27 protein-coding genes are annotated in these 26,986 nt (G+C 63.4%); 6 read left to right on the top strand and 21 right to left on the bottom strand.

Annotated features, from left to right (window positions below):
- Positions 1-64 precede the first annotated feature (64 nt).
- The 5 genes from QLH51_RS12750 to QLH51_RS12730 all read left to right on the top strand — a co-directional run bounded on the left by QLH51_RS12750 (position 65) and on the right by QLH51_RS12730 (position 7,700).
- A complete protein-coding gene (locus QLH51_RS12750) occupies positions 65-826 on the top strand; it encodes an ImuA family protein (RefSeq protein WP_283514596.1) in 762 nt (253 codons plus the stop codon).
- Positions 741-2,525: a Y-family DNA polymerase gene (locus tag QLH51_RS12745; protein ID WP_283514595.1), complete on the top strand. Its 1,785-nt coding sequence runs from the start codon at positions 741-743 to the stop codon at positions 2,523-2,525. The genes QLH51_RS12750 and QLH51_RS12745 overlap by 86 nt, the downstream gene beginning before the upstream one ends.
- On the top strand, positions 2,522-5,785 hold the full coding sequence (locus tag QLH51_RS12740; RefSeq protein WP_283514594.1) for an error-prone DNA polymerase: 3,264 nt from the start codon (positions 2,522-2,524) through the stop codon (positions 5,783-5,785). Before QLH51_RS12745 ends, QLH51_RS12740 begins: the two co-directional genes overlap by 4 nt.
- A gap of 585 nt (positions 5,786-6,370) precedes the next feature.
- Positions 6,371-6,577 (top strand): hypothetical protein, encoded by a 207-nt coding sequence (locus QLH51_RS12735; protein ID WP_283514593.1) that lies wholly within the window; start codon positions 6,371-6,373, stop codon positions 6,575-6,577.
- 160 nt (positions 6,578-6,737) lie between these two features.
- Positions 6,738-7,700, top strand: a complete 963-nt coding sequence (locus QLH51_RS12730; RefSeq protein ID WP_283514592.1) for a GGDEF domain-containing protein — start codon at positions 6,738-6,740, stop codon at positions 7,698-7,700.
- Positions 7,701-7,758: 58 nt separating this feature from the next.
- Here the strand turns inward: QLH51_RS12730 and QLH51_RS12725 are convergent, their stop codons facing one another.
- The 3 genes from QLH51_RS12725 to QLH51_RS12715 are packed head-to-tail and all read right to left on the bottom strand — an operon-like array spanning position 7,759 to position 8,855.
- A complete protein-coding gene (locus QLH51_RS12725) occupies positions 7,759-7,962 on the bottom strand; it encodes a helix-turn-helix transcriptional regulator (protein WP_283514591.1) in 204 nt (67 codons plus the stop codon).
- A gap of 45 nt (positions 7,963-8,007) precedes the next feature.
- Positions 8,008-8,517 (bottom strand): hypothetical protein, encoded by a 510-nt coding sequence (locus tag QLH51_RS12720; protein ID WP_283514590.1) that lies wholly within the window; start codon positions 8,515-8,517, stop codon positions 8,008-8,010.
- Positions 8,514-8,855, bottom strand: coding sequence for a hypothetical protein (locus QLH51_RS12715; RefSeq protein WP_283514589.1), 342 nt, complete (start codon positions 8,853-8,855; stop codon positions 8,514-8,516). Before QLH51_RS12715 ends, QLH51_RS12720 begins: the two co-directional genes overlap by 4 nt.
- Positions 8,856-8,912: 57 nt before the next feature.
- On the opposite strand from QLH51_RS12715, the gene QLH51_RS12710 reads away from it, so the two are divergent.
- The gene (locus QLH51_RS12710; RefSeq protein ID WP_283514588.1) at positions 8,913-9,125 is read left to right on the top strand and encodes a hypothetical protein; all 213 of its coding nucleotides are present in this window, start codon (positions 8,913-8,915) and stop codon (positions 9,123-9,125) included.
- A 4-nt stretch (positions 9,126-9,129) separates the two neighbouring features.
- Here the strand turns inward: QLH51_RS12710 and QLH51_RS12705 are convergent, their stop codons facing one another.
- Genes QLH51_RS12705 through QLH51_RS12620 form a run of 18 tightly spaced genes read right to left on the bottom strand, consistent with a single transcriptional unit; the run spans position 9,130 to position 26,986 of the window.
- Entirely contained in the window at positions 9,130-11,901 is a 2,772-nt protein-coding gene (locus QLH51_RS12705; RefSeq protein ID WP_283514587.1) for a conjugal transfer protein TraG N-terminal domain-containing protein, read from the bottom strand.
- A gap of 13 nt (positions 11,902-11,914) precedes the next feature.
- Positions 11,915-13,372: a conjugal transfer protein TraH gene (locus QLH51_RS12700; protein WP_443018834.1), complete on the bottom strand. Its 1,458-nt coding sequence runs from the start codon at positions 13,370-13,372 to the stop codon at positions 11,915-11,917.
- Positions 13,372-14,289 carry a conjugal transfer protein TraF gene (locus QLH51_RS12695; RefSeq protein WP_283514586.1) on the bottom strand — a complete coding sequence of 306 codons (918 nt, stop codon included), beginning with the start codon at positions 14,287-14,289 and terminating at the stop codon, positions 13,372-13,374. The genes QLH51_RS12700 and QLH51_RS12695 overlap by 1 nt, the downstream gene beginning before the upstream one ends.
- A complete protein-coding gene (locus tag QLH51_RS12690) occupies positions 14,270-14,614 on the bottom strand; it encodes a hypothetical protein (protein WP_283514585.1) in 345 nt (114 codons plus the stop codon). Before QLH51_RS12690 ends, QLH51_RS12695 begins: the two co-directional genes overlap by 20 nt.
- Positions 14,615-14,654: 40 nt before the next feature.
- Positions 14,655-16,448: a conjugal transfer protein TraN gene (locus QLH51_RS12685; protein ID WP_283514584.1), complete on the bottom strand. Its 1,794-nt coding sequence runs from the start codon at positions 16,446-16,448 to the stop codon at positions 14,655-14,657.
- Positions 16,449-17,192, bottom strand: coding sequence for a type-F conjugative transfer system pilin assembly protein TrbC (gene trbC / locus QLH51_RS12680; protein WP_283514583.1), 744 nt, complete (start codon positions 17,190-17,192; stop codon positions 16,449-16,451).
- A gap of 12 nt (positions 17,193-17,204) precedes the next feature.
- Positions 17,205-18,218, bottom strand: a complete 1,014-nt coding sequence (gene traU, locus QLH51_RS12675) for a conjugal transfer pilus assembly protein TraU (RefSeq protein WP_283514582.1) — start codon at positions 18,216-18,218, stop codon at positions 17,205-17,207.
- 23 nt (positions 18,219-18,241) lie between these two features.
- On the bottom strand, positions 18,242-18,478 hold the full coding sequence (locus tag QLH51_RS12670) for a hypothetical protein (protein ID WP_283514581.1): 237 nt from the start codon (positions 18,476-18,478) through the stop codon (positions 18,242-18,244).
- Complete coding sequence (locus tag QLH51_RS12665) at positions 18,475-18,753, bottom strand: hypothetical protein (protein ID WP_283514580.1); 279 nt, start codon at positions 18,751-18,753, stop codon at positions 18,475-18,477. The genes QLH51_RS12670 and QLH51_RS12665 overlap by 4 nt, the downstream gene beginning before the upstream one ends.
- A complete protein-coding gene (gene traW / locus QLH51_RS12660; RefSeq protein ID WP_283514579.1) occupies positions 18,753-19,391 on the bottom strand; it encodes a type-F conjugative transfer system protein TraW in 639 nt (212 codons plus the stop codon). Before traW ends, QLH51_RS12665 begins: the two co-directional genes overlap by 1 nt.
- Entirely contained in the window at positions 19,388-19,948 is a 561-nt protein-coding gene (locus tag QLH51_RS12655; protein ID WP_336620700.1) for a S26 family signal peptidase, read from the bottom strand. The genes traW and QLH51_RS12655 overlap by 4 nt, the downstream gene beginning before the upstream one ends.
- The gene (locus QLH51_RS12650; RefSeq protein WP_283514578.1) at positions 19,945-20,247 is read right to left on the bottom strand and encodes a hypothetical protein; all 303 of its coding nucleotides are present in this window, start codon (positions 20,245-20,247) and stop codon (positions 19,945-19,947) included. Before QLH51_RS12650 ends, QLH51_RS12655 begins: the two co-directional genes overlap by 4 nt.
- Positions 20,237-20,890: a TrbI F-type domain-containing protein gene (locus tag QLH51_RS12645; protein WP_283514577.1), complete on the bottom strand. Its 654-nt coding sequence runs from the start codon at positions 20,888-20,890 to the stop codon at positions 20,237-20,239. Before QLH51_RS12645 ends, QLH51_RS12650 begins: the two co-directional genes overlap by 11 nt.
- On the bottom strand, positions 20,887-21,228 hold the full coding sequence (locus QLH51_RS12640; RefSeq protein ID WP_283514576.1) for a hypothetical protein: 342 nt from the start codon (positions 21,226-21,228) through the stop codon (positions 20,887-20,889). Before QLH51_RS12640 ends, QLH51_RS12645 begins: the two co-directional genes overlap by 4 nt.
- A gap of 5 nt (positions 21,229-21,233) precedes the next feature.
- Positions 21,234-23,816 carry a type IV secretion system protein TraC gene (gene traC, locus QLH51_RS12635; RefSeq protein WP_283514575.1) on the bottom strand — a complete coding sequence of 861 codons (2,583 nt, stop codon included), beginning with the start codon at positions 23,814-23,816 and terminating at the stop codon, positions 21,234-21,236.
- Positions 23,813-24,799: a TraV family lipoprotein gene (locus QLH51_RS12630; protein ID WP_283514574.1), complete on the bottom strand. Its 987-nt coding sequence runs from the start codon at positions 24,797-24,799 to the stop codon at positions 23,813-23,815. Before QLH51_RS12630 ends, traC begins: the two co-directional genes overlap by 4 nt.
- Positions 24,796-25,668, bottom strand: coding sequence for a DsbC family protein (locus tag QLH51_RS12625; RefSeq protein WP_283514573.1), 873 nt, complete (start codon positions 25,666-25,668; stop codon positions 24,796-24,798). Before QLH51_RS12625 ends, QLH51_RS12630 begins: the two co-directional genes overlap by 4 nt.
- Positions 25,655-26,986 carry a TraB/VirB10 family protein gene (locus tag QLH51_RS12620; protein WP_283514572.1) on the bottom strand — a complete coding sequence of 444 codons (1,332 nt, stop codon included), beginning with the start codon at positions 26,984-26,986 and terminating at the stop codon, positions 25,655-25,657. The genes QLH51_RS12625 and QLH51_RS12620 overlap by 14 nt, the downstream gene beginning before the upstream one ends.

Genomic DNA, 26,986 nt, shown 5'->3' with positions numbered 1-26,986 from the left:
TCGGCCCTTGCAATGTTGGACTTGGTAACGGAACATAAAGGGAACGAGTAGAGTCTAGAACACGATGTCCGCTGCCCTTGATTCCTTCGCGCCCAGCATAGCGCATCTCCGGACGATCGCCACGCCGATCGCGGATTATCGCGTGCTGCCGTTCGGCATTGAGGAGGTGGATAGTCGGCTCGGGGCAGGGGGCTTGCGTGCTGGCGCGCTCCACGAGGCAACGGCCCAAACCGGGGCTTTAGTCGACGATGCGGCGACGACGCTGTTCCTCGCTGGCATCGCGGCGCGCGAGGCGGCGATCGCTGGCGGCCCGGTGCTGTGGGCGAGCTGCCGGCCAGATATCTACGCACCCGGACTGGCCCAGGCAGGCCTCACGGCTGCAAGCGTCATCTACGCGCACCCACCGGACGACGCCACGCTGCTGGCCGTGATCGAAGATGCCGTTCGCGACGGCACCCCGTCGGCGATCGTCGCGGAGGCGAGCAAGGTCTCGATGGTCGCCACGCGACGCCTGCAGCTGGTGGCGGCTGAAGCTGACATGCCCGTCCTGTTGCTGCGGCGTCGCCGTAACCGGGACCAAGACCCGTTCTCGGAGCCATCCGCCGCGTGGACGCGCTGGCGGATCGGCTCCGCGCCTTCGGCGCGGTTGGAGGTCGCGGGTGTAGGAAGAGCAAGGTGGTCGATCGAGTTGGCGCGGCAGCGCGGAGGTGAGGGGTTTTCCCTAATATTGGAGGCCAGCGATGAGACGGGTTGTCTCGCTGTACCTGCCGAACTTGGCCATCGAACGGCTGAGACGGTTGGAACGGCCCGCTTCGCGGCCGCCTGAGCGGCCCACTCTCCAACTGCCGGTCGACGACGATCCGGGTGCCTGTTCGGTGCCACGGGGCGGCGGATGGCGGCCGGGTGCGCGCTGGGCGCGGGCCAGCGCGCAGTCGCGTGAAGAAGTCGAGGCACAGATCGCAGCGCTGCCTGTGCACGCCCAACCGCCAATGCGCGAGCTGGGCCGGAGGTCGGAGGCGGCGAGCCACCCCTATAAAGCGGCTGCGCAGACCATGCGAACCGCGCCGACCGCGGCGCCAACCGTCGACCACGCGCCGCTTGCGCTGATTGGAAAGATGGGCCGTCGTGAGGAGGTGGTCGCCGCCTGCCCGGGCGCGCAGGTCTTGGGCATCCATGCCGGCATGGCGGCGACGCACGCTCGAGCGTTGGTGTCGGATCTCGACTTTCGTCCGGCCGAGCCGGAGGCAGACGCAGCGCTGCTCGATCGCCTCGCGCTGCTTGCGGTTCGGCGCTGGTCCCCTATCGCGGCCGTCACGCCCACGGATGGCCTTTGGATCGATCTCGCCGGCTGCGATCATCTCCACGGGGGAGAGGAGCGGTTCTGCCGTCGACTCCTCGCCTTCTGCAAGCGGGCTGGCTTCACCGCCCGCGTCGCTGTCGCGGACACGCCTGGCGCTGCGCACGCGCTGGCGCGGTTCGGGAGGGCTGAGCTGACGCAGGTCGACCCACACGGCACGGTCGAGGCAATCAGCCCATTGCCGATCGCCGCGCTGCGCTTGGCGCCGACCGCGCTGTCTGCCGCGCGCAAATTCGGCTTCGAGCGGATCGCGGACCTTCTGCCGGTCGCGCGAGGGCCGCTTGCACGTCGGCTCGGCCTGCCGGCGATCACGCGCCTCGATCAGGCGCTAGGCGGCGTCGCTGAACCTATCACCCCGCGCCATGACGCCGAGGTGCCGGCGGTCGAACGTCGATTGCTGGAACCGATCAGCACGGCCGACGCGATTGAACAGGTCATGGCGGATTTGTTGGCGGATCTCGCCAAGGTGTTGCAGGCGCGGGGCCTTGGCGCTCGCTCATTGCGTCTGACGGGGCTGCGGGTTGATGGCACCGAGCAGGTTGTCGCGATCGGCACCTCTCGGCCGACACGCGAGGTGACCCATCTGCTGCGGCTGCTGAAGCTGCGCATCGAACGGATCGATCCGGGCTGGGGGCTAGAGCAATTCTCACTGGTCGCGCCGCACACCGAGCCGCTTGACGCGGTCGACCTTGGCGCGGTGCTGGCGGGCGAAACGCTGGTGCGCGATCCGGCAAGACTGGTCGACGTGATCGCCGGCCGGATTGGGATGCGGTCTGTCTTCCGGATAGCGCCGGTGGAGAGCCATGTGCCGGAGCGGGCCGTCGCCCACTCCGACCCGAATGTTGTGCCGGGGGATTGGCCGGCTTGGCAACGGCCGGTGCGGCTTTTTGCGCGCCCAGAACCGCTGCACCGGGTCATTGCGCTCATGCCCGACCAACCACCACGCCGCTTCGAGTGGCGAGGCACGGTCTACAAGGTCGTCGCCGGCGACGGCCCGGAGCGCGTCCACGGAGAGTGGTGGCGGCGAGACGCAGAGATATGGGCAGTCCGCGACTATTACCGGGTCGAGGACGACGCGGGCGGTCGGTACTGGGTATTCCGCCGCGGTGACGGATTCGAGGACGATACCGGCGATCTGTCGTGGTGGATGCACGGGGTCTTCGGATGACCCACTATGTCGAGCTTCAGGTGCTGACGCACTTCTCGCTCCTGCGCGGCGCGTCCAGCCCCGACGAGCTGTTCGCGGCTGCAGCCATGCTGGGATACCCGGCGATCGGCGTCAACGACATCGGCACAGTCGCCGGCGTCGTGCGCGCGTGGGAGGCGCAGAAGGCCACTGGCGTCCGCTCGATCGCGGGCACACGCGTCGAGCTATCCTGCGGGCGACGGCTGCTGCTCTATCCCACGAACCGGCCCGCTTGGTCGCGGATCACGCGGTTGCTGACCGTGGGCAAGAAGCGGGCAGGGAAGGGCGGGTGCCTCCTGCACTGGCACGACCTCGAACCATGGTCCGAAGGCGTCGTGGCGATCCTTTTGCCCCACGAGGCAGACGAGGAGAACCTTGTCGCGCTGAAGGACCTGAAGGCGATCTACGGACGGCGCGGCTACATGGCGCTGTTCCAGCGACGTCGGCCCGGGGATGCGGTGCGCATCGATGCCTTGGCGCGGCAGGCGGGTGGTGCTGGGGTGAGAGCGGTCGTTACCGGCGACGTCCTCTACCATGCACCCGAGGCGCGCTTGCTACAGGACGTGGTGACGGCCGTGCGCGAGAAATGCACCGTCGACGAACTCGGCTACCGGCGAGAGGTCAACGCCGATCGCGCGCTGAAGTCGCCCGACGAGATGGTCCGGCGCTTCCGAGCCTATCCGGACGCGTTGCAAGCCAGCGTCGACATATCGCGCATTTGCACCTTCGACCTTGGCGAGCTTCAGTATCAGTACCCGCACGAGAAACTGATCGACGGGCTGACCGCGCAGGAGGCGCTTCAGCGACTGGCGACGGAGGCAGTCGACCGGCTGTTCGATGGCGACGTGCCGCAAGCCTATAGCGACCAGATCGCCCATGAAATGAAGCTGATTGGCGAGCTGGGTTACGCGCCCTACTTCCTCACGGTCTACGCAATCGTGCGCGAAGCCCGCCGGCGGGGCATTCTCTGCCAAGGGCGAGGCTCGGCCGCCAATAGCTGCGTCTGTTTTGTGCTTGGCGTGACGTCGATCGACCCGATCAAACATGAGCTGCTTTTCGAGCGTTTCGTCTCCGGGGAACGGCGCGAGCCGCCTGATATCGACGTCGACTTCGAGCATGAGCGGCGCGAAGAAATCATCCAGTGGATCTACGAGACCTACGGACGCAACCACTCCGCGCTGACGGCCGTCGTTACCCGCTACCGCGCGCGCGGTGCCGTGCGCGACGTTGGCAAGGCGCTCGGTCTGCCGGAGGACCTGACCTCCTCGCTCGCAGGGCTGGTGTGGGGCTGGTCGGCCGAGGGTGTTGGCGAGAAACAGGTCGACGAGCTCAACCTAGACATCGGCGATCGCCGACTGCGCCTGACGCTCGACCTCGCGCGCAAGCTCATCGGCGTGCCGCGTCACATGTCACAGCACCCGGGCGGGTTCGTTCTGACCCACGATCGCCTCGATGACCTGGTGCCGATCGAGCCAGCGGCGATGGAGGACCGCCAGATTATCGAGTGGGACAAGGACGACATCGACGCACTGAAATTCATGAAGGTCGACGTTTTGGGATTGGGCATGCTCGGCTGCATGAACCGCGCCTTCAACATGCTCGAGGCGGATAAGGGACTCCGCGTCGGGCTGGCCGACCTGCAGGACGACGATCCCGACGTCTACGCCATGATTTCAAAGGCCGACACGCTAGGCACCTTCCAGATCGAGAGCCGTGCGCAGATGAGCATGCTGCCGCGCATGAAGCCGCGGCGGTTCTACGATCTCGTGATCCAGGTGGCGATCGTGCGGCCTGGACCGATCCAGGGCGACATGGTCCACCCTTATCTGCGCCGGCGCGAGGGGCTGGAGAAGCCAGAATATCCGCGGCCGGAGCTGCGCGCCGTCTTGGAGAAGACGCTCGGCGTCCCCCTTTTTCAGGAGCAAGCCATGAAGGTGGCGATCGTCGGAGCCGGATTCACGCCGGCCGAGGCTGACCAGCTGCGAAGGGCAATGGCGACGTTCAAATTCACGGGCGGCGTCTCTCATTTTAGCGAAAAGTTGATCGAGGGCATGGTGGAGCGGGGCTATCCTCGCGAGTTCGCCAAGCGCACCTTCCGCCAGTTGGAGGGCTTCGGCTCATACGGCTTTCCCGAGAGCCATGCCGCGAGCTTCGCCAAGATTTCCTACGCGTCGTCGTGGATGAAGCATCATCATCCCGACGTGTTCTGTGCGGCGCTGATGAACGCGCAGCCGATGGGCTTCTATGCGCCGGCGCAGATCGTCCGCGACGCTCGCGATCACGGCGTCGAGGTGCGCCCCCCTTGCGTCAACGCCAGTCGCTGGGATTGCACGCTGGAGCGCACTGGCGGGCGCTATCTCGCCGTGCGTCTTGGGCTGCGGCAGATACGCGGCCTGTCGAACGCGGATGGCGCCAAGATCGTCGGCGCGCGCACAACGACGCCGTTCGAGAGCGTGGAGGACGTCTGGCGACGATCGGGGGTGCAGCGCGCCTCGATCGAGAAACTGGCCGATGGCGATGCCTTTCACAGCTTCAGCGTCGATCGCCGACAGGGCCTATGGAAGGTGCGTGGCTTGGGCGAGGCGCCGCTACCGCTTTTCGCAGCGGCCGATCGCCAGGCGGAAACGTTCAGCGCCGAGGGTATCGAACCGGCCGTGGCTCTCCGCGCGTTGACGGACGGGCGTGAGGTAATTGAGGATTATCGCGCGCTGCAGCTGTCGCTGCGCGCCCATCCACTGTCATTCGTGCGAGACGAGCTGACCCGCCGCGGTGTGACGAAATGCGCCGACCTCGCGAACGTCCGCGACGGCCGCCATGTCGAGGTCGCGGGTATCGTCCTGGTTCGCCAGAAGCCCGGCTCGGCGAAAGGCGTGCTTTTTATCACCATTGAGGACGAGACTGGGGTCTCGAACGGAATCCTGTGGCCAGACCGTTTCGAGGCCCAACGGCGCACGATCATGAGCGCGTCGATGGTCGGCATGAAGGGGCGCGTCCAGAAGGAAGGCGAGATCATCCATGTGATCTGCGACCGGATTATCGATCATGGCGACCTGCTTCACCGCGTCGGCGACATGTCGTTTCCGCACCGCACCGGCCGAGGGGATGCCGGCCAGCATCCCGGCTCGCCCGATCGCGGGGATAAAGGCTGGGAGCCGGAGGCGCACAACCAGTATTGGCCGCCTCACGCGGACGGAATGGACCCGGAGGATGTCGTGCGATTCAAGTCGCATGACTTCCATTGATCCATGTCAATTTTGCCGAGGCATCAACGTGTCGTTATCGCGCTCTCCGTGCATATCCTGCGCGCCGGCGTGGCCAAGTGCTCAGAGACCACGGTCGACGGCATGGAGGTCCGTCTCGCACTGCGCTGTCTTCTGCCTCATTGTCCGGAACGTTGGCCCCTTGAGCTCTACTGGGATGCCGCCTCACAGCCGAACGAGATAGGTAGAGCCCAAGGCGTCACGGCCGCGTTTAACGGGATCGTTCGGCAGCTTCGTAAGGCAGGGCGGTATGAGGACGTGTCGCCATTGTAGGTAAAAGGCCGACGATTGAAGCGCCCTACGAGACGCTTGCCGAGTGGGCGGCTGATCGCGCAGACATTCGCATCACTTGCGCGTGTGGTCGCACGATGAACATGCCGGCAGCGACGATCCTCTCTCGCTTTCGTCGCGATGGTCCTGTTGCATCGCGCATCATCAACCTGCGGTGCAAAGGCTGCGGCAGACGAGGCCATGCCTCCGTAACGGCAATACCGATCCTTCGCCGGTAGAATCCGATACGGATCATTTTGTCGTTGAACCCGCAGAATCAACGTCGCTTTAAGAAGCGTGGCCGAAAGTCTCACTGAAATCGATGCAGCCGTAGCGCTCATGCAAATGGCACTCGCTATTCTCGATGCGGAGGATGAAGCCGATGCGGGCTGCTACCTGCAACATGCCATTGATATCATTACGCGGCAGCCGTGCCTTCAGCCGGGTGACGAGATCGACCCCGACCTGATCGATCGGATCCTTGGGTCCACCATCGCCGATTGATGACGAATGACGGACAAGAGACGGCCGCCTGGCGCATTTGACCAAGCCGAGGTTTTCACGATCGGTAGCGATGGCATGCAGGAAAATGGGCGCGCCGATCGATGTTCAGGTCAACGGTTCGACAGTATGGCGATGAACAGATCACGAAGGACGCCGTTCGATGAAGGGTAAGCACGGTCAAACTCAGGGCGGTGGTAAGGTCCTAGCCTTCCTTGATCGGCATCGTCTATCGCATACGCCGGATCACTATTCCTTTGCGCATGAATATCTTAACGGTGACGATCAAGACCTTCGGGCGAAGGTGGACGGCGTTATCGACGGCGGCATCCGTCTCACAGCGGACCAGGTCGAGAAATTTCGGCCCAGCACCACGATGCGCGTGCTCGCACCACAACTCGACCATATCACCCTTCGGGTTCTGGACGTGGTCAGCGATGCGCTCGAGATAACGGGTGATTTGAACCGGGACTTGATAGTCGCGTCAGCCGCGCTGCTTGATGCCCCCGATGGCGGCGCAGGACCGTTGATCGCCGCAGTCTTGGCGCGGGCCGAAACCGCCGAAGTGCAATTCGTGCAGGCCGCAAGGCAAGCACGGGATATTCGAGCCGAGCTGACGGCGTTGCAGACGATCGGACAGCACGACCCACTAACCGGTCTTATCAATCGGACGGCGATGGACGAACGCTTGGTCGCGGACGGCGTCGACCCGCAGACATGCCTTGCCCTGGTCGACGTCGACGGCCTGCGACGGATCAACGAGGCGCACTCCGTCGAGGTTGGCAACCGACTGCTAAAGATCGTCGCACGGGACCTTATAGACCTCTGCCCGGGTCATACCGTAGCGCGCTGGGAGGGGGGCACCTTCGCTATCCTTGCGACGGGCATCGACCTCAACTCGACCGGCAAAATGCTGGCCAAGGCAAGCGAGGCGTTCAGCTCACGCAAAATGCGGGTGCGGGAAACCAACGAGCTGCTAGGACACGTTACCTTGTCCGCCGGTGTCGTCGCCGTGCGTGGCCGGGCAGCAGAAAATGTCCTCGCCGCCGCAAACCAGCAGCTAGAACGAGCAAAAAAGGCGGGACGCAATCAGGTGGCGATCGAGGACGTCGTGGTCGGAGTTTGAACCGTAATCCTCTTCCATCCTTGGCGAAGACACCAATGGCAGCGCACTCCCGTTCACACTACGATGGCGACGAGCGATCATCAAAGATGTCGGCGACGGTGCGATTGAACAGGCGTGCGATGCGGAACGCGTGACGCAAGGACGGATCGTGTTTTCCCGTCTCGATCGCGTTAAATGCTTGCCGTGATATGGCGAGCCTCTCCGCTAGTTGCGCCTGGCTCCAGCCTTGCTGTCTGCGGAGGACCTTCAATCGATTTTGCATGACGCCTTACTTTTGACGAGGCTCAAACCCGTTCCAAGGTCGGCGCTAGAACGTCATGACCACCGCTCGCCGTATAGCTTGCTCAGCTTTTGGAACGGGAGCGGGCGACGAGCGGGCGGTAGCGTATCGGTAGGGCAGGGGGGCCGGCGTTTGCCACTGAAGGGCCGAGGCGACTGTGCGATAGCTTTTCGGATGAATGCCATCGGCCGAAGAGAAGCGACCCAGATGAACAACGGAATCACCGAATTGCTCGGCGATCGCTGACACGATCGCTGCGGCGCGTCGATGATATGGCGCGAGCCACGTCACCCGCCTCGCCGAAACACGCTGGCGAAGCAGCTGAAGGTTACCGGCGAGATCCGGATTGAGAGCGTCGTTGGAGCCGAGCGCGATCAGGGCTCGATCGCTGAATGATCCGCTATGCCACGTCTTTACGGTCTCGATTGACGGGGCGCCCTCGCGGGCATGAACCGCGCAGCGCATGCCTTGGGCGGCGAGGGCGTCCGCAGTCCCAACGGCCGTGCTATCGCCGAGGATGAGGCAGAGCGGGATCACGCGTGAGCCGCCAGGGCGAGAACGAGTGCAAGCGACATAACGAACAGCGAAAGCCAGATCGCGATCTGGCCGAAAATGTGGAGGACGAGGCCCATCCACGAATAGCGCCGGCGCAGCAGGACAGCGCTTCCGACTGCAACGAAGAAGGCGATCGTCGTCGGCATCGTGATCGATGGCGAACGAGATAGCGATGCCTCGGCTATGGGCATGAGGCCGATCGCCATAACCAGCAGCCATGAGAAGCCGAAAATGAGGCTGCCAGAGAGATCATTCAGCGCCGGCGGGCGGTGCTGCACGACCAGAAATCGACGGTGATCCCGCGTTGCCAACATGTTCATTTCGCTCTACCTTATCGGGCGAGGTGTGCCATGCAAATTGATCCGAACCAGCCCATCATGTTCGATAACGAGACCATGCCCGGTATCGGGCGGGGGTACTGGCAGCCGAATCCGTTCGGTGCCTTCAACCATGATGACGACAACATGCGATTCGCCTCACGCAATGGTAAAAACGCCTCGCCGCGCACGGTGAGATTAGCGCAAGCTGCGGTCTTCACCGTAAGCGCCGTCGGGTTGCTTGTAGTCGGAGGAGTATTGGCATTCGCCTGACGCGTCACTTCTTCGACGCTCCAGGCGGAGCCTGAGCGAAGTCAGATGCCGCAACTCCACTAAGCCTTCGTTGGTCGTCTTGAAGCTCTACGGCCGCCTGAGTGATATCTGCACGAGCTGGGGTTGAGTCCGGTTTGTCAACCGAAACTGGATGAGCGGCACCAAGAGGCCCGCCACCCGAATATCGTGCCAATACGGATGCTTCCGAAGCGACACCTGGCACAGTCATGCCAGCTAGGGCTGGGTTCGACAGCGCCGCTTGAATATCGCGCTCGATCCCATCCGATCGTTCACTCGCCCACTTTGCGATAGCGGTGTTGCGGGCGGTCTCTTGGACAGGCGTCAAATTGGTTTGCCAGAGGGCGGGTAGCATATTGCCTCCCGGGCTTGCCTCGTTCTGCTTGTCGTACCATCGCGTAAGGTCGTTGCGAAGATCGGTGGTCAGATTGAAGCCATTGCTTTCCGCAAAGCTGGCATGCTGCTCCAGTGACTGTGACAGCTCACGGTAATGCCGTGCCTGTTCATTATAGGAATTGATCTTGGTCTGGGACTCTTCGATGGCGCGAGTTCGTGCCTCGCTCTGTTCGGAACGCGCTGTCCGACCCACTTGGTAGAAGTCTCCATCTTGCACAGAGGTGCCGGCACCAACCGTGCGATCAGCGGAGGTGCCACCAGTGGCGGCGGTTGTTTTATCATGAGTGATGTTCGAACCGTTGGTGACGCTTGTAGTATCGGCGTTCGTTCGCGAGCGAGTATAACCGCCGTTGACGTCTACCTTTCCGGAAATACCGGCACCGGTATTCGAATCTCCAACACCTGCCTTAGCACTGCCACCTATGCCGAGGTTTATGCCGCCGGCCCAGATGCCAGCATCGGTTATTGTATTGCCGTCCGTTTTTTGTAGCGATGTTCCCGCGCCCGAGGCCTCTCGAAGTTCGACACCAGCCCTCTGTTGGACATTGTTGCGAACGGACTGGTCCAGTGTAGTGCCGCCCCTGATGCCTGAGCTGGCATCAAAGCCAACCGAGTTCGTGTTCGACCATGTATGGCCGTTACGGAGCGCTTCGAGATGCTGCGTTTCCCTTCTACTAGCTTGCTCGAACCCATCCGCGATACGTGCAGCGGCGGTTGCTTGCCTGCTCTCGGTCGCCATAGCGGACTGAACGACCGAGGCACTGAACGGCAGATTCGATATCGCCTTGCCAGTATCGTAGACGTTGAAGCCGTCACCGTTGTTCGTGGTGGTTGCTCCATTATCGTGCCGGAAACTAGACGCCATGCCGCCAGTCGAGAATGTCGGTGCGTCAGACCACTGATTGCTCTGCCGCATGTTCGACGTTGAATTGGCGAAGCTGGTGTTGCCATAGCTGTAGTTGCCGGTCGTCTGCTCGGCCGCGGCTGCCTCAGCGGCGTTCTGCGCCGGCGAGAGAACCGACGTCGCCTGCCCGGAAATGCTCATTGCCCCCTTCGCCAGACCTGCCGCGAGGAATGGCACCGACATCAGCATGAAGCCGGCGATCGTCGCCGTCTCCGCGTTGACCGCGCCGATGCCGGCATACGTCCCTAGCGACATGCCGCCCTCGGCCACGCCCTGCGCCGCTCCTGTCGCCCGCGTCATGCAAATCATGTGGAGAATGACGTAAAGCGGTCCCCACGCGGCCAGATAGAAGAACCCGGTTATGTAGCCCTTGAGCGCCCCGACGCCGGTCTGAGGCATCAGGAACAGCGGGAAAATGACCGGGAACATCGCATAGAAGACGACCGTCAGAACGATGTTGAGGATCGGGACCCAGCTCATCGCCTGCTGCGCGATCGAGTTGTATGTGTTCCGGGCCTGGATATCGGCTCGCGTCGTCGCGAAGGTGTCGATCGACGCGGCACCCGGACCGCCCGACATGCCGTCGCGGGCCATCATGAAGGCGTTGATGGCGGTATTCTGCCGGACGATCGCTTCGTAGTTCGCGCTCGAGGCTAGGAACGCTTGGTTGACGATCGGAACGTCGGCCCGCAGCTTGGCTGACGCGACGGCCGTCGACAGCTTCGGGTAGGTCTCCTTCGACCAGAGGGGCGTGTGCGCCTCGATCATCGAATGCCAGCTGTTGTTGAGCATGTCGTAAGCCTGCCGGCATGTAACGATGCTGCTTTCCGTCGCGGCGCCGGAGCGCTCGACCCATGGCTGCGACCGCGCGGCCGAGCCAGGTCCCATGCTCGCCCAGAGATCCTTGGAGGCGGCGAGATCAGTCATCGACTTCTGGCCGAGCATGACGTCGCCGAACACGCAATTTTTGAAGTGGCTCGACAGATTGGTGGAAAATTCGGCGTCACGAATCTGAAAGTTGCGGGTCGCATCGAGGAGACGGGCACCGTAGACCATCCCGTTGGTCGAATAGCTGAGCTGGCTCGGCATCGTGAACACCGTCTCGGCGGTCCGTGTCAGCCAGTCACCGATCTGGCTGGTGAAGCTGGCAGTGATGCCGAGCCCCAGCGGGACGTTATCGACGACCGCCGGGGCGAGAGACGGATTGATGCGATCGGTGACCTTCACGGTGACGGTCGGCACCATCAGGCACGTATAGATGAGTGCGGAGCCGAGGAACCAGTTCAACCACGCGCGCACGTTCATCGTGAACGCGACGGCAAGCAGCGCATAAATCAGACCGATGACCATGACGACCCGCAGCAGCCCGCGGTAGCCACCGCCACCTGTCCAAGCAGCCACTGCGTTGAACGTGTTGACGATGTACTCGCCACCGCCGATCGTGAAGACCTCGACCATCGCCGTATCGTCCTTAGTTGAGGCCCTGCGCGCTCAGGCCGCGCGAGAAATTGAGCGAGGCTGCCATCGCCGGCGACATGCTGTTCTGAAGGGTCGATTCCAGCATGACCGACTTGTTGATGAGGGCGATCGTCTGGTTGAGCGTCGCCTTCAGCTCGACATTGCGCTCGGAATAGCGTGTGCGCGCCTGTGCCAACTGGTCACGCCACATCTTGCCCATCTCCGCATCGGCCGGCTGGACATGGACCGTCGACTGGCTGAGGCGATCGAGCATGTTCTCAATCATCGACGACAGGAGGCTGACCGAGACAATCTCGGCTAACGCACTCGTCTCACCATCGGCGAAGTTTTGATGCGCCATCGCCTGCACCGCGAGCATTTTGTAAAGCGGCAGGGACGTCATGTTGAGGAGCTGCTGCTCCTGCGCATTGAGCGCGCTGTCGGTACGGATCTTGCCATTGATCGAGTCGATCATGTTCTTGATCTTGATACGGAGGCCCGGTCCGGGGCGAAGTGTCTGCTGGGTCATGTTCAGGCAGGCATCGTCCTCACAATGCAGGATCTTGACCGGCGCACCGGTGCCAGCGCCATCGAGGAGCGCCGTCACGACCGCGTCTTCAGCTGGACCGACGAATCCGACAATAGCCCCTTCCGGCGCCTTGGGATTGATGACGATCGTACCGACGAGCGTCATCAGAAACTCGGAAAACTCCCGGTCGGTGCCGAACTTGTTCGACTTCTTGATAGCGTCCCAGGTGTAATTCCGGGGGTTGCCGGGAATCTTGTCGGCCATCGCCGGATCAGTGTTGCCATCGAGGGTCGCGTCCTGCTCACCGCCGGTGCCGCAGCCCTGCCGCGAACGCGCCCAATCCGAGAATTTGCCCTGCGAGTTGCCCACCGCGGCGCATACCGTGGAACGGGCCTGCGTCATCTTCGGCCATACCGACCCAACCAACCCCTGCGCCGCTTCGCACGACGAGATGTTCATCTGGTTCATCTGCTGCGCCTTGTTGGCCATGCCGTCCATGACCTTGCCGATCTCGGGTGAGACGCTGTCGATCGCGAGCTGGAAGGCGAAGCCGAGCGCGTTGTTCGCCGTCGCCTTCAGCATGGCGACCATCTCGGCGCCGTTGATGAAGCTGAAGGAGCCGGTGAAAATGTCGATCCCGCCACAGCCTGCGGTCGCCTTGGGCATCTGCAGGTTGAACGGCTGCACGCTTTTCTGGGGAAAGCGGCTCCAGACGTTACCCATCGAATAATAGCCGGCGCTCTGGCCTTGATAGGCCGACGGACCGGTCACGTTCGCGGCACCGCCCGCATCCTGGAAGAAGTCGTTCATCTGCCCCGCGACGTCCGCGCGCGCGATCCCGACCGGGACCATGCTGGCGGCACCAAGCGTCATGGCGACCGCGGCAGTCCGGCGAAGGAAGGCGCGGAAGAGGGAAGGGCGGGGCGGCGGGGTGTTTGCCATCAGAAGTCGCTCCCGACCTTGGAATTGGTGAGCATGAAGATGCGCTCCATCACTTCGTCGGCCGACATGACGCCGAACCCAACCGGCACCGTCTTGCGGGTGACGGTGTCGAAGAGCACCAGCGCCGGCGTCGCGAGCGGCACACCCATCCGCTGGCGCTGGCCAGAATCCACCACATAGTTGGGGAACTGGCGGCTCGGACCACCATCGGTCGACACCGCCATGACGGTGATCCGGTGGCTATCGGCAACCGAGCGCAGGATCGGCGAGAAGACCTCGCAGGCCGCACAGGACTGCGCGAAGAAGTAGAACATGCCGTAGCGCTGGCCGAGGCGTGACAGCACCTGGTCGCGGGTCGCTGAGCGGTTATCCGTCCATGCGCGCTTGCCGACGGTCGAGACTGGCCGCTGCAGCGTGTAGTCGATATCCGGGTTCTGCCAGAGCGCCCGCTGCCAGGTGTCCGAGAAGGTCGACGCACGATCAAGCTGCTCGCGCTGATAACGGACATAGGCGATGACGTTCGCCTCCGTCGGCTCGAGGATGGCGCGCGCCTTCAACTCATCCAGCTGCTTCGTGATCGCCTTCAGTTGTGCGGTCGACGACTGCTGCGGCTGTGCCGACGCCTGCGGAGCGGAGGGCTTGGCCTTCGGCCGCTCGCAATAGAACCACTGTCCGAGCTTGCGCTGGCCACAGTAGAAGTCGTCGCCCTGCTGTTGAGGCGCATCGTTGGAGAACGCCGGCTGCACGACGGCGTCCGTCGGCTGCACATCGTCGTCGCCGGCACCTTCGGCCATGGCCGCGCTCTGTAGGTCGAGCGTCTGCGCAAGCGCCGGCGTCGCCGCAGGTGCGGCAGCGGCCAACAGCATGAGGATGGAAGCGGTCAACCGACCGGTACGCTTAGCCTTGATCGTCGTCATCATCATGCTCCCCGTCGAGCTCAATCATTGCGAGTTTGAGAACTGACATCATCGCGGCGACGTCGAGCATCCTGGTGCCCTGATCGAGCATCCGGACGATGCCGCGAAGGTGGCTGCGGCCGTGCTTACGACCCTTGATAGTGGCGCGCATGCCCGTCTCGCGGCGGACCAGCCATCCAGCTTCCGCCATGCGCGGAAACGACTGCTCGACCTCATGCGGATCGATATGACACTGAAACCAATGCGAGATGGTCTGCGCCACCTCACCGGCGGACGTGCCGCGACCGGAGCGATGGATCCGCAAAAAGATTGCGAGATCGAGCACCGACATGTCGATCGAGCACGGACCCCCCGGTCCCTGCACATCATTTGCGCCCGTGAAGATCATAATACCCCTGAATCTTGGTTTGAATGTCGGCCATCACGGAGACTTCATCGGGCAGTTTCGCTGCATCCATGAACTCGGCGTAGACTTCGGAGAAATCCATTTTGGAGAGATCGAGGCGCTGGAACTCATCGATCGTAAAACCCTTGCAGGTCTCATCCTTGGGTTTGCCCCAGGGCTTGTTGATCTGCTGGCGGCCCTGCTCCTGAAGGATGCGGGACAGCTTGCTGCCGAAGCAGCAATAGGCATCCTTCGAGGTGACGCAGATGCCGAGGATCTTCTCGGAACAATAGGACCCGACCTTATGGCAAAGGCCCTTGTCGTCCTTATCGTCGAGCTGCTTTTCGGCCGAACTGCACAGCCACGGCGTGAGCAGCGGGACGCCCTTGCCCGAGCAGCAATTCGAGGCTCCGAAAATCTTCTTGTTGCAGGTGCCCCGCTCACCGGAGAAGACGGTTAGATTGTTCGGATCGAACTGCTTGCCCGCATCCCCGATCGAGTGAAGCGCGACGAGCGCATCCTTGAACTCGGTCGAAGCCTCGCGCTCGATCGCCTCGCAATTGCCGTTCAGGCAATAGACGTCGCCGCCACAGACATATTGCTTGTCGGTCGACGCCTTGTCGTCCGGCAACGGGCAGCTGTAGACGCGCTGCGATACCTTGCACGCTCCCGACTGCGGATCGTCCAGGCACTCATCACGAAGGAAGCTGCAGAGCTTGTTGCCGTCGAGCGCGCTACAATCGCTTGCCGGCGTCAACCGTTGACAGGTGAAGGTGCGTGACCAGGCCCAGCAGCTCTGCGTCACCGAGACCCCGTCGATGACCCGGGTTTCTGGACCTTCGGTGCAAACCTCAGCTGCCTGTGGGACGCAGGAGGCGTCCGCTGCGAGTGAAGGGCAGGTGCCCTCGTTGCGCGCGACGGTCACGCTGACCGTTCCCTCCTTCTTCAGGTAGACGGTGCCGGCCTTATAGTTCTGATGGCTTGCCGTTTCGCTCGCAGTCAACTCTGGTGAGCATGAGTACAGCTGCGCCGATCCGCTCAGGTGCTTCTTGCAATATTTCCGGTAACCCTCAACGTCGTTGCCGCCCGCGCCCATCTCGATCTGCGCGTCACAGATGTGCTTCGATACTGGCTCGATGCGACATACGCCCGTTCCGACCTTCGCCTGAAGGACGCTGTTCTTGGCGAAACCGTAGCCCTCGTTCTTGTCGAGGACACCGTAGTAAAACCAGCGGGCGGTGTTGACGACGGTCGGCACCATGTTGCCCCGACAACTTTCGGCCGCCTCAGTGACCTTCGAGCCCTGATTGCAGGTTGCCTCGTAATAGCCCTTGCCGCCGACCGACGGCGGCAGCGGTGTACAGGTCCCCTCCGTGCCGCCAATCGACTGGCCGCCCAGATAGGCATCCGGATCCTTCTCGATCGCGCTGCCACGCGAGGTGGCGGCGAGGATCTCGGCGTTACTGAAGCTCGGCCGGGTCCGCCCCTTGTCGGTGACCGTGCCGAACGCATCGTCGGTGCCGGCCTTCATGCCGCCATCGGTTGCAAGGCGATCGGGATCGTCGAAATAGACTTTCTCTGGAAGATCTGTGCCCCCGTAGCCGGGGAGTTGTGCGAGCTTGGCATCGTTCGGCCCCAAGCGGTCATCCGCGCGCATCGCCTTACCAAGGTCTGCGCCCTGCTTGCGCGCCTCCTCGATCGTCGTCTGCGCGACGACACCACTGGTGGCGCCGATAAGGACCGAGAGCAGCAAGGAGAAGGCGACCCGCTTCACTCAGGCGCCCTTCGCCATGTTGCGCAACGCGACCGCCGAAACGCCGGCGCCAGGGCCATGGCCGGCGACGAAGGTGTCGAGAACATAGCGCACGGAGACGTTGCCGGTCATCCGATCATGGGCCGGAACGACGGTCTTGCAGGAAAGCCCCGAGCAGAGGTCGAAGTCGGACGAGACCGCGACATAGGTCGGCACTGCCTCCACATCGAACGCGCGGAACAGCCGTGGGTCGATGCCGACATTCGCCAGCTGGTCCTTTTCGTTGACGACCTTGCTCAGCATCGCGCTGAACTGCTTCATGGAGTTGTTCGGAAATCCACGGAACACCACGACACCGCCGGCCTTCGACGTGTCCGCGATCAGCTGGCGGAGCGCCGGGACGGGCATCGACAGGCTGGCAAAGGCGATGAACTGTGGGGCATCACCGCGACCGGTCGAGGACACGTTCTGGCTGGCACCTTTGATGATTTCGTCGAAGTCGAACGCACCATCGCCGTTCGTCGGCAGATCCGCCTTGGCAAGGTTGACGAGGCTACCGTTCGCCTTGGCCTGCACGGCGACGGCCTCCTCACGGAACGCATCGCCACGGTTGCGGACATGCTCGGCAAAAACGTCCGCGTCGCCCTGCATGGCGGCTGCGCGACGCTTGATCGCTTCGAGGTCGAGGCCGTCGACGGTCTGCGCGATCGCCTGGATGCCGGCGAAGCCGGCGAGGGCGGCAATGACGATGGTGATGCGGCGCATATCAGTCTCTCCTCAGAGCACGCAGCAGTTGCGCTTGCGCCAGACGAGGTAGCCCATGTCCTCGCCCTTCACGGGGAAGGCGCGGCCAGCCTGTGGCGGCATCGTAGAGGCACCCAGCGGCGAGCATGCGTACTTGCCGCTGACCGTCGGGATCGGGTTGACCATCTGGACGCGGTATTGCTGCTTGCGCAGGACCGGCATGGGGTATTTGTTGCACAGGCCCTTGGAGCCCATCGTGCCCCAGGCGAGGCCTTCGCGATGGATCTTGAAGGCGAAGCGGGAGAGCGCGAGGCGAGAGGCCTGAACATGGCCGATCGAAGCGGCGATGTTGCCGTTGACCGGGTACATCGGACCCTGACAGCCCGCGCACCAGAAGGTGGCGTCGAGCGGCAGTTTGGCGGTCGCGGCGATGCAATCTCCGGCGCAGGCTGCTTGCGCGATCGGCGACGAGAAGAGGACGGCCTCCGGGTTGATGAGCGCCGTCAGCGAGTCATCCTGCCAGAGCGGATCGACCTCGGTCATGTAGGCGATATCGAACGACGAGGCCTCGAAACAGGCGAAGTCGGCGAGAACTTCCATCCAATAAAGCAGCGGATAGACGTACCAGTGGACGTGCCATTTCGACGTGTTCTGGCCATTGCCGCCCATCTGCGACGGCCCCGACAGCTGGCCTTGCCCGATATCGAAACCGGGCGAGATCTTGGTGCCTCCAAGGTTGACGAAGCACCACGGCTTGGTGGTGACGTCGGCGAGGCGAACTGGCTCCCAGAACCCCGCCGAGATGCCAATACGGGGCACGGGGCTTCCGCATGCACAAACCGGGAGCGACGGATTGTCGGTATCGGCCCGGGTACTTGGCCAGATCTTGAGCGCGCCCACCGACAGCGGGAACATGCAACTCCAGCAGACGTCGGTGATCGGGTTGACGAATTTGCCGGTGCAGGTCGACTTTGCCGCAGGCACTGCCGGGGTCTGCGCCCCGACCGACGTGGTTAGGACGATCGACGCGAGACCGGCGAGCGCCATCGTTGCGAGGGATCGCATCCAGCTCACGAACGACGCCCATCGCGTTCGAACAGCGTCATCAAGCCACCGGGCGGCGGGATGAGTAGCATCATGGCAAGAAGCAGAAGTGCCAAGTCGCACACATCTCTGACGAGCTTTGGAGACACCTCGAACCGCATCATAAGCAGTGGCGCGAGAACAACGAATGCCGCCGCGTAGCGATAAGCGGTACGCTGGCAGCGATAAACGGTATCGAGATCGAGCCAGCGAAACCTGGTCACGCGGCGTCTCCCGACGACTGTGCGGCGTCGAGATAAGCATTGTCGGCGCGGTTCTTCCGGAAAACGTAGAGCGCGGTATGCAGCGCCGTGGTGATGAGCAGCGCAGCGATGACGAACGACGCGGGGCGGCCGAACAACCGGACCAGCGGCGAGATCGCCAGCACGCCGAGCGCGGAGGCGATGCAGAGGATCTGGAAGGTCCGGCGCATCATGCGCAGATCATCGGTTTCGGGCGCGGCCATCGGCGTGCGCAACAGATCGAGCCAAAGCGGCATCAGCTGTTTCCCTTGAGCTTGATTTCGGAGAGCTTCATCACACGGCCGTCTTGGACCGCGACGGCCGGCGTATGCCGAATGCCGAGTTTGCCCGTCAGGCGCCCCTCCTGATCGAAATAGAAGCGCCGCTTCCGCGCGGTCATTTCCTCGATCGGCGAGCCGTTCACGAGGATGATCTTGGCGGTCAGGTCCGTGTAGCGACTGGTCGCCCAGGCCATCTGCGCCGCGTCGTCGCCGTCGACGAAAACGAGCGCCTGGCGGACGACGGTGAAATCAAGCGGGTTCACCGACTGACCGGCGCGGGCGATGAAGTTGCCCTCCTGGTCTTGCACGTCGTGATCGATCACGATCGTAGGGTCATAGGCCCAGCTGCGCGGCTCACTGGCGGCAGTGATACCATCGACAGGCTTCGGCCGGCGCACGCGCGCTTCGGCTCGGCGGGCGAACTCCTTGTTCATGCGATCGATGCCGCCCGTCGCCTGCAGATGCTGGAGCTTCGCCTCCATGGTCGCCATCAGATCCGGCTCGATGATGGGGAACGCCTGGCCCGCGACGCCGTGATCCCGAGCGCGGGTCGCCGAGGTCAGCGATACCGACAGAAGCGCGACGATCGCGACGGACTCCAGCGTGCGGTTCACAGGATGGGCCGCCCGACACCGACGATCTTGTTCGAACACGCATAGCCGATCGCGGCATAGCGGCTGTCGAAACCGTCCTTGTGCGGGCTGCCGACATAGTAGCAGCCCTGCGGGATCACGCCCGTAGGGCCTGCCACCAGCGGCTCCCCCGACTTGGTGAAGGGCTTCATATGGCTGACCAGCTTGCCGGCCACGATAACATCGGCGCCGCGGTGAACGACGAGATCGCCGGGCATGCCGTAGACGATCTTGCCGAACATCTGCTTCTTCGCGCCAAAATGCTTGATGACCAGCGGCACCGCGGGAGGCACAAAGAACACATACTCGCCGCGCTTCGGAACCGCCGTCTTGTGGATCACGAACGCCCAGTTGGGCAGCGATTCCGACGCGTTGATGAGAAGAGCATGTGTGTCACGCCAATCGGCGATCGCGTTCAGCGACACACCGCCGGCGATGAACAGACCGAGCGCCGCCCATAGCCGCTTGCGTGGCCTGAAAGTGGCGGTGGTTTCGGTCGTGGACGCAGCGGCGTGGCCGGCAGGCGCCACGCCGATCACTTCGCCTGCCTCACGGCTGTGTCCGCAGCGTCGATGGCATTGCGTAGCCGTCCGCGCGTGACTGGCTGCCCCAGGGTCTGAATGGCGGAATCGTCCCGCAGATTTTGCACCGCACGAGTACGAACCTCTGGCGGCGCTTCCCGCAGGATCATCGTGACCTGACGGTTGGTCAGCATCGTATTGTTGTACGATACGACAGCGGCCCAAACACCCATGCCCCCTACCGACAACATTATGGCTGCCATCCAGACGCGAGCATCGAAATTATCGCCGATCGGCAACCTTACGTTACTGCGCATTGGGGCCTCCAAAGGTCGATACCGCCGCGCCTGCAGCCGACGGGTCGGTCGCGGCCACATCCTGAACTGCTGCCTGCGCGGGCAGCTCGGCGAACGGATTAGGTGCCGCGGCGACGGGAGCCGCCTGTGCCGTCTCCACCGGAGCGATCATTGGGACAGTCGGAACCTGCCCACCCATCATGGCACCCATCTGGGTCGGGGTCGCAGGCGTCGGCACCTTCATGCCAGAGGCATAAACGGCCTTGGCAACCTCGGCGGTGATGTCGGGCACGCTCTTGTTGAGGACCGCCTCGCCGACCATGACGATCTGTCCGTCGGCAGCATGGCGCTGCACTTCCGCATCCACGGAAGCCAGGAAAGCAGTCATCTGCGCCCGTACCTGATCGGGCGGCGTCGCGCTGCGTGCCTGCGCCTGTACATATTCGCCAATGATCTTGGAGAGCTCGACCTTGACGATGCGCTGCGGCTTGTCGGCCGTGACCAGCTTGGTCACCCACATCGCCCAGACGAGGGCGAGAACGAGTGCGGCCGCGACCAACAGCTGTGCGGCCGTGTAGCCGGCGAACACGACTTTGCGTCGGGTGGCGATTGGTGCGGACACGGCAACGGGTGCCGCCTGTGGTGTATCGACGGTGTCGGTCATGCACGGCGCTCCTGACGAGCATCATCGCGCGGCAGCAGGGCGTGCCGGCGAAAGAACATGATGGCGACGGAGATCGCCGTATGGACCCCGCCGACCACCAACTTGAACTGCTCGATGCGGCCAGCGTCAGCGGCGAGGTAGCGACTGGTCAGGTTCTGAACGTGGTTCATCATGCCATCGAGCGAAAAGCCGCCGATGACGAGGAAGAAGAGGATGAACACCCCCCACGTCATCAGGAGGGTCGTGGCCATGAAGCCTGCGAAGTGCAGGCCGAAGTAGAGGCCGTAGCCGTAGTCGACCTTGCGGCCGCTGCGGGGCATCGGGAAAACGGTCGCCATGGTGGTCACTCCGCTGCCATCGCGAACGCGTCATCGGCGCTCGGATCGGTCCATTTTTCGGGGTTGTTGGGATAGGCGACCCGTTCGATCGCCTCTTCCATCGTCAGGCCCTGTGCGAGCAGATCGTGGATCGCCGCAAAGGTCAGGGGCGACGACGAGTAGACGGTCGCGGAATAGGGATCGAGAACGAGGCGGCCGACCGCCAGCGTCTCCGGACCCTTAATCATCACGTCCGAATATTCCGCGCCCTGCCGCTTCAGCGAGCGGAGCAGCGCATCCGTGTAGTCGTCCATCTGGAAGCGATCGTGCTTCTTGAAGTCGGCGATCGTCTCTTCCTTCTGTTGAAGGATCACGAACCAGTCCGAGTTCTCGAGCGCCGCCTTGGACCCATCCGACTTGTAATAGTCGTTGAGGCTCTGCGTCGCGGTGACCAGCGATGCGCCATATTTCCGGCAGGTACGGGCGTAGGCTTCGATGAAGTCGGCCATCGAGCCGCCCTTCAGCATCTGCCATGCCTCATCGAGCAGCAGCGCCTTGCGCACCGAGCGATCCTCGCGGCGCATCGACTGGCTGACGAGGAACATGATTGCGGTCAGCGCGACCGAGCGCAGCTCCTCGCGCGACGACAGGTCGGACATCTCGAAGACGGTGAGGTTGTTCTTCAGCTCGAACGACACTTCGCCCTCGAACATGCGACCATATGTGCCCTTCGAAGAGAAGGGACGCATCGCGATCGCAAGGTCGATGCCGATCTGGTTCTGCGTCGCATCCAGCGCGGCGATGACGTCGTTGACCGAGCCCTGCGGACCCTTGTCCGCCCAGACGGCATTGATCGCGCCGTCTATGAGGCCCCTTTCCGTATCATTGAGCTTGTCGATGTGCCGAGCCATCTGGTTGACGATGGATTTGAGCATGGCGAAGCAATCCATGCGGTAATCTTCATCGGCTTCCGCCAGCACCGGATCGATCATCGAGAAAGGGTTGATGCAGAAGCCCGACGACATCGTGAACTCCACGAAGGCGCCGCCCTGCAGCTTGGCCGAATGCTCGAACGAACGGCCGTCATCGATCACGACGACCTTGGCCCCGGCGCCGACCATCGAGGAGCACAGCTCCTGAAGAGCGACCGACTTGCCTGACCCGGACTTACCGAAGACCGCTACGTTGTGGTTGCCGGCGGTGTTCTCGAACGGGCTCCAGAAGAAGGGCTGTCCGCGACGGCCGATCAGCATCAGGTGCGGATTGTTGCCGCCCAGATACTCGCCCTGCAGCGGCATCAGGCTCGCCGCCGTCGTCGTCAGCACGGTGCGCAGCCGCTTCATGTTCTTCAGGTCGAACGACAGGCCATTGGCCATCGTCATCGGCATCGCGGCGAGCAGGCCCTGGATCTGGAGATAGCGATCGTCGAGCAGGTCCCAGCCTGCGGCCCGGTACACCGACTTCAGGATGCGCTCATTAGCATCGCCCTTGCCCTTCGGGCTGAACGAGGTGACCGAGTAGAACGCCTGCACCAGCTTTCTGCCCTGACGCAGCTCATCCTTGACGAAGCGCCATTCCTCCGATTGATCCTTCAACTGCGGCAGCATCCGCGCCGACTTGCTGTCGGCCAAGCTGGTGGTGCGCATGAACTTGCGGCCGGCGCGTTGCCCGGAAGCCTCAGCGTCCGGAAAGTCGAGGCACAGGTTGGTCGACACCGGGCAGGGCATGCGCAACTTGTCGGCGAACATATCGCCAATCAATTTCGCCATGTCCCACGGCGCCCAGCGCTGCGGCAGGTTGCGCACCGAGAAGGATCGAACGTCGAACGTATCCGGGTAGATCTCGCCAATCTCGGGAGCATTCTCGACGGTCTTGCCGGTCGGCCGGAAGCGCTCGGTCCGCAGGAGGATGCGGTCCGGTTCGATCTTCATCTCGAGGTCGTGACGCACCGCCTGGTCGGCGATCGGGTCGAACGGGTTGTAGGTGATCGTATCGTCACCCGGCGCCGTCGTCGGCGAGGTGATGTCATCGATCCACGAAATGAGCCCTTTGGGGTCGATCGCCCGGGCATAGACGCCGAGGGATTCCAGCGCCGAGATCAGCCCCTCCATGACGGAGATGATTTCCTCGTTCGACACGCGGCTCGATTCCGGCGTCGAATAGGACAAGCCGAGCCGGTGGTTGCGCAGGCAAAACGGTGCAGATGCCGATAGCGAGTTCCAGACGCCGCCCATCAGATATTCGGTCCGGTGCCGTGCCATGCGCTCATAGATGCCGGACGCCGAATAGCGCGGCATGTACCATTGCGAGAGCTTCTCGCTGATGCGCGGGCTCATCCACCCATGGACCTGCAACGCACCCGGGGTCGGGATGCCTTCCGACAGCAGCTGTGCCAGCATCTCATGGCTCTGCTCGGTCGCGCCGATCATCGGGGTCGCTTCAAGGAAGAAGCCACGCGAGGCGCTGTTGTAGTAGATCTGGGTCTTGGGGTCGTAGCCACGGTAAGGCAGCCAGTGGACGAACCGCGGGACCGCGGTATCTGGTCGACCGCTCTCCGGCTTGGCGGAATCGCCGAGGATGGTCGAGAGCAGGCCCTTCAAGATGCTCATTGGTCCACTCCTGGGAAGGACGATGCGCGAAGCACCGGAAGGGGCGCTCCCGACTTGGCCGCCTCGCGCGCATCGGGTTCGGCGCGCGAAAGCCCGTTGCGAACCGCCGGATTGGCAGCGACGGCGACGATTGCATTGCGGCCAGCCTGAGTCGCGTATTTCGGCACCGCTGCGCCCGAGCTTGCCGTGACGACCGGGCGGGGTGGCGCGGGTGAGGGGAGAGGCTTGGCGGGCGCCACCGCACCAACGCGGGCTGGGGAGGTGGACGCGGTCGGGGTGATGCGCGCGGACTGTGGCGATGCAACCGCAGCAGGCGCCGTGTAGGTCACCGTTGGCGGTGTGCGCAGCGCAGTGGGCGAGACAGAGAGGCGGCGAGGCGATTTGGACAGGCGGCGTGCCACCTGATCCCTGATATCGCCGACAGGATCCGCCTGTGCGCGCGCGGCGGCCACAGCCGCAGGCGTAGGCATGTCAGGATCCGCAACGGATTCACCGTCCACCATCAGGGGGTGATCCGCCCGATCGATCGCGGCCAGCAGCGTATCGCCGCCCGTTGCCGCACGGACCTCCGCCGGTGTCGTCGCGACGACATTATCGGCGAGCGCCTGTTGCCACTCGCCACGTTCCACCACCGCATGGACTGCGGTCTGTTCGTGCAACCGTCCGGCCGCATCGACCTGCGCCGGGAAGACGATCCGAAGCACGCGCTCCTGGCTTCGTGCTGGCGCTACCGCGGCGGTCTGGAAGCCCCGACCCTCGACAGGCGGCGCGGTGTAGGGACCAGCTGGCGTAATCAGGCGATCGCCCTCTTCGCCCGAGATCATCGCCAAAGCGCGATCGTCGATGAAGGCGCTGGGTGCGCAGATGCCGTCAGGCGCCGAGCAGTTGAAGCTGCCCTTCACATTGCCGCCGAGCGTGGTGCAGCCGGTCATGACGGTGCCAGCGGCGAGTGCTGTGATGAGCAAGAGAGGCGAGCGGTTCACGACCGACCTCCCGCGATAAAGGCGGCGGTCAGCTCAGCGGAGCGGAAGCCTTCCATGACTGCTCCGTCGCCCCGCACGAGGACCGGGGTGCCTTGCAGGCCGTGCGCCTTGGCGAAGCGCTCATTGGCGTCGAGGCCCGAAGTATCGCACGTCGCTGACGTGCCGAGCGGCTCGCGGGCATAGGCCCGGTGGAGCGCCTTGACCCGGTCCTTGGCACAGTAGACGCGATTGGAAAGGTCGCGCGTGCCAAGCGCCGAGATTGGCCGCTCGACGACGCGCACGTTGAGCGAGACGAGCGCGGTGCTCAGCGCCTTGCAATATCCGCACTCGAAGTCGCTGAAGACCGTAACCGTCTTGCCATTCGGGTTGCCCCAGACGATCGCGCCGTCCTTTGGCAGGCCTTCCAGCGACAGGTGCTTGGGCGTCGCAGGGGTGCTCGGACGATCGCCGCTGGTAAGCGGTGCGTCTCCGCGATCGGGTGCAGCGTTTGCCTTCGCGGCACCACCAACGAGCGTGTCCGGATTGATCTCCAGGAGCCGGGTGGCGGTCAGGTCCTGCCGCGTCTCCATGTCGTAGACGCGCCCGATGACGAGGTAGCGACCCGTGCGATCGACGTAGAATAGGTTGCTGCCGGCGGTGACCTCACACAGGCCGTCGACGACACTGCAATTCACCTTCGAAACCTGCGTCTTCGGAAGGCGCACCTTCAGCAGCGCCTCGACAGAAGCATTGGTCGGACGGAGAACCCCGGAGGTCGCTTTGGCGGCGATCGCGGCCGCAACCAAGGCGACGAAGACAAGGACCATGACAAGCCACTGCTTCGGGGTGGGCAGGAGGCGCGAGGGCCAGCCTTCATCAGTTCCGAACATAAACACCCTCCAGGAAGACGATTTCGACGTCGACGCCGGTCGGCATTTCGATGACCGGCTGATACTGCTCGGCGCGCTCGATCAGGTATTTCGAGACGTCCTTGCCGGTTTCCTGCGCACCGCCGCCAAGCGCGCGAAGCCCGACGTTGCCGAGGTTCGGCGTCTGGTTGATGCTGCCATTTCCAGCGGCGGTATTGATGACGGGCATGCTGAATGCCGAGTTGAGCGCGGAGCCCGCTCCGCCGACGAGGCCCGCGAAGAAGGCTTGCATCGCAAGCGAGCCCTCGCGGCTGACGACGCGGCCGCGCACACCGGTCTTACCGCCAAAGGCGATGAAGCCTTTGACCTCGGACTCGGCATACCTTCCCCCAGGTTGCGGGCAGGTCATCTTCTGCAGCTTGATGTAGACCTTCTCGCTCGACAGGTCGCCGCGCGCCGCCCCGTTGATGAGGCAGCCCTGGATCTTGGTCGTCAGCAGCTTACCGTTTTGCAGGACCGAGCGTGCTGGCCCGGTGATGCGGAGGACGACGGGGAGCGGATCGCTCTGGCTGTTGACGCCGGCAGAGGCGTCGACACCCACCACCACCTTTGCCGAGGCAAAGCTGTTTGCGGGCAGGTAGTTCGGGCTGTCGGTATAAACCGTGCTGCCCTTCGACACCTTGGTGGCATTGCCGGTTTCTGCCGAACCGAACGACACCATCTTCACTTCACTGAAACGGGCCGGAGGTGCGCTAACGGCAGGCCCGGAGGCACCCTGATTGCCATATACGGCCGCGCTCCCCGGACCGTACATCGCCTGCGGCCCCGGCATCGGCGCCGGCGCTGCCGCCCGCTCGTTGACTTGGCGTCGAAGCTGGTCGTTCTCGGCCTGATACGCTGAAACCACACGCTGGCCGTCCGTCGACATCGACTGGTTCTGGGCTCGCATTGCCTCGAGCTGCTCGGCAAGCTGCGCCACGCGGGCGTTGGTGCCCTCGACACTCTTCAGCTGATTTTCGTTGCTCTGGAAGCGGTTCTCCGACTGCGCCATCCACTCCTGCTCGGACTTGGTCTTGTTGGTCATGTCGCTGACCGAGACCGTCTTCTTATCCGCGCTATCGGGGTCGATCTTCTTGACGGCGTCGTCGCTGCCGAAAATCCAGAACGAGGAAGCAGCCAGCACGACGCCGCACCCAAGCGCGAGCTTCATGTTCTGCTTCTTGCGGACCTCCGCATTTCCATCGAGCTCGGATGCAATCGGCGAGACACCGTCAGCGTCTCCGGCTTCCGGTGCGTCGAGCGGCTTACGCTCGCGGGAGAAGATGTTCTTGAGATCCAT

The organism is Sphingomonas sp. 2R-10 (assembly GCF_030062225.1).
Taxonomy (GTDB): Bacteria; Pseudomonadota; Alphaproteobacteria; order Sphingomonadales; family Sphingomonadaceae; genus Sphingomonas.
This window is presented reverse-complemented; position numbering and strand designations above follow the sequence as displayed.

What these genes read in the sequence shown, in the direction of transcription:
- QLH51_RS12750 (WP_283514596.1), top strand. Translation starts at nt 65, where the DNA reads ATGTCCGCTGCCCTTGATTCCTTCGCGCCCAGCATAGCGCATCTCCGG.
- QLH51_RS12745 (WP_283514595.1), top strand. Translation starts at nt 741, where the DNA reads ATGAGACGGGTTGTCTCGCTGTACCTGCCGAACTTGGCCATCGAACGG.
- QLH51_RS12740 (WP_283514594.1), top strand. Translation starts at nt 2,522, where the DNA reads ATGACCCACTATGTCGAGCTTCAGGTGCTGACGCACTTCTCGCTCCTG.
- QLH51_RS12730 (WP_283514592.1), top strand. Translation starts at nt 6,738, where the DNA reads ATGAAGGGTAAGCACGGTCAAACTCAGGGCGGTGGTAAGGTCCTAGCC.
- QLH51_RS12725 (WP_283514591.1), bottom strand. Translation starts at nt 7,962, where the DNA reads ATGCAAAATCGATTGAAGGTCCTCCGCAGACAGCAAGGCTGGAGCCAG.
- QLH51_RS12715 (WP_283514589.1), bottom strand. Translation starts at nt 8,855, where the DNA reads ATGAACATGTTGGCAACGCGGGATCACCGTCGATTTCTGGTCGTGCAG.
- QLH51_RS12710 (WP_283514588.1), top strand. Translation starts at nt 8,913, where the DNA reads ATGTTCGATAACGAGACCATGCCCGGTATCGGGCGGGGGTACTGGCAG.
- QLH51_RS12705 (WP_283514587.1), bottom strand. Translation starts at nt 11,901, where the DNA reads ATGGTCGAGGTCTTCACGATCGGCGGTGGCGAGTACATCGTCAACACG.
- QLH51_RS12700 (WP_443018834.1), bottom strand. Translation starts at nt 13,372, where the DNA reads ATGGCAAACACCCCGCCGCCCCGCCCTTCCCTCTTCCGCGCCTTCCTT.
- QLH51_RS12695 (WP_283514586.1), bottom strand. Translation starts at nt 14,289, where the DNA reads ATGACGACGATCAAGGCTAAGCGTACCGGTCGGTTGACCGCTTCCATC.
- trbC (WP_283514583.1), bottom strand. Translation starts at nt 17,192, where the DNA reads ATGCGCCGCATCACCATCGTCATTGCCGCCCTCGCCGGCTTCGCCGGC.
- traU (WP_283514582.1), bottom strand. Translation starts at nt 18,218, where the DNA reads ATGGCGCTCGCCGGTCTCGCGTCGATCGTCCTAACCACGTCGGTCGGG.
- QLH51_RS12665 (WP_283514580.1), bottom strand. Translation starts at nt 18,753, where the DNA reads ATGCCGCTTTGGCTCGATCTGTTGCGCACGCCGATGGCCGCGCCCGAA.
- QLH51_RS12650 (WP_283514578.1), bottom strand. Translation starts at nt 20,247, where the DNA reads ATGCGCAGTAACGTAAGGTTGCCGATCGGCGATAATTTCGATGCTCGC.
- QLH51_RS12645 (WP_283514577.1), bottom strand. Translation starts at nt 20,890, where the DNA reads ATGACCGACACCGTCGATACACCACAGGCGGCACCCGTTGCCGTGTCC.
- QLH51_RS12640 (WP_283514576.1), bottom strand. Translation starts at nt 21,228, where the DNA reads ATGGCGACCGTTTTCCCGATGCCCCGCAGCGGCCGCAAGGTCGACTAC.
- traC (WP_283514575.1), bottom strand. Translation starts at nt 23,816, where the DNA reads ATGAGCATCTTGAAGGGCCTGCTCTCGACCATCCTCGGCGATTCCGCC.
- QLH51_RS12625 (WP_283514573.1), bottom strand. Translation starts at nt 25,668, where the DNA reads ATGTTCGGAACTGATGAAGGCTGGCCCTCGCGCCTCCTGCCCACCCCG.
- QLH51_RS12620 (WP_283514572.1), bottom strand. Translation starts at nt 26,986, where the DNA reads ATGGATCTCAAGAACATCTTCTCCCGCGAGCGTAAGCCGCTCGACGCA.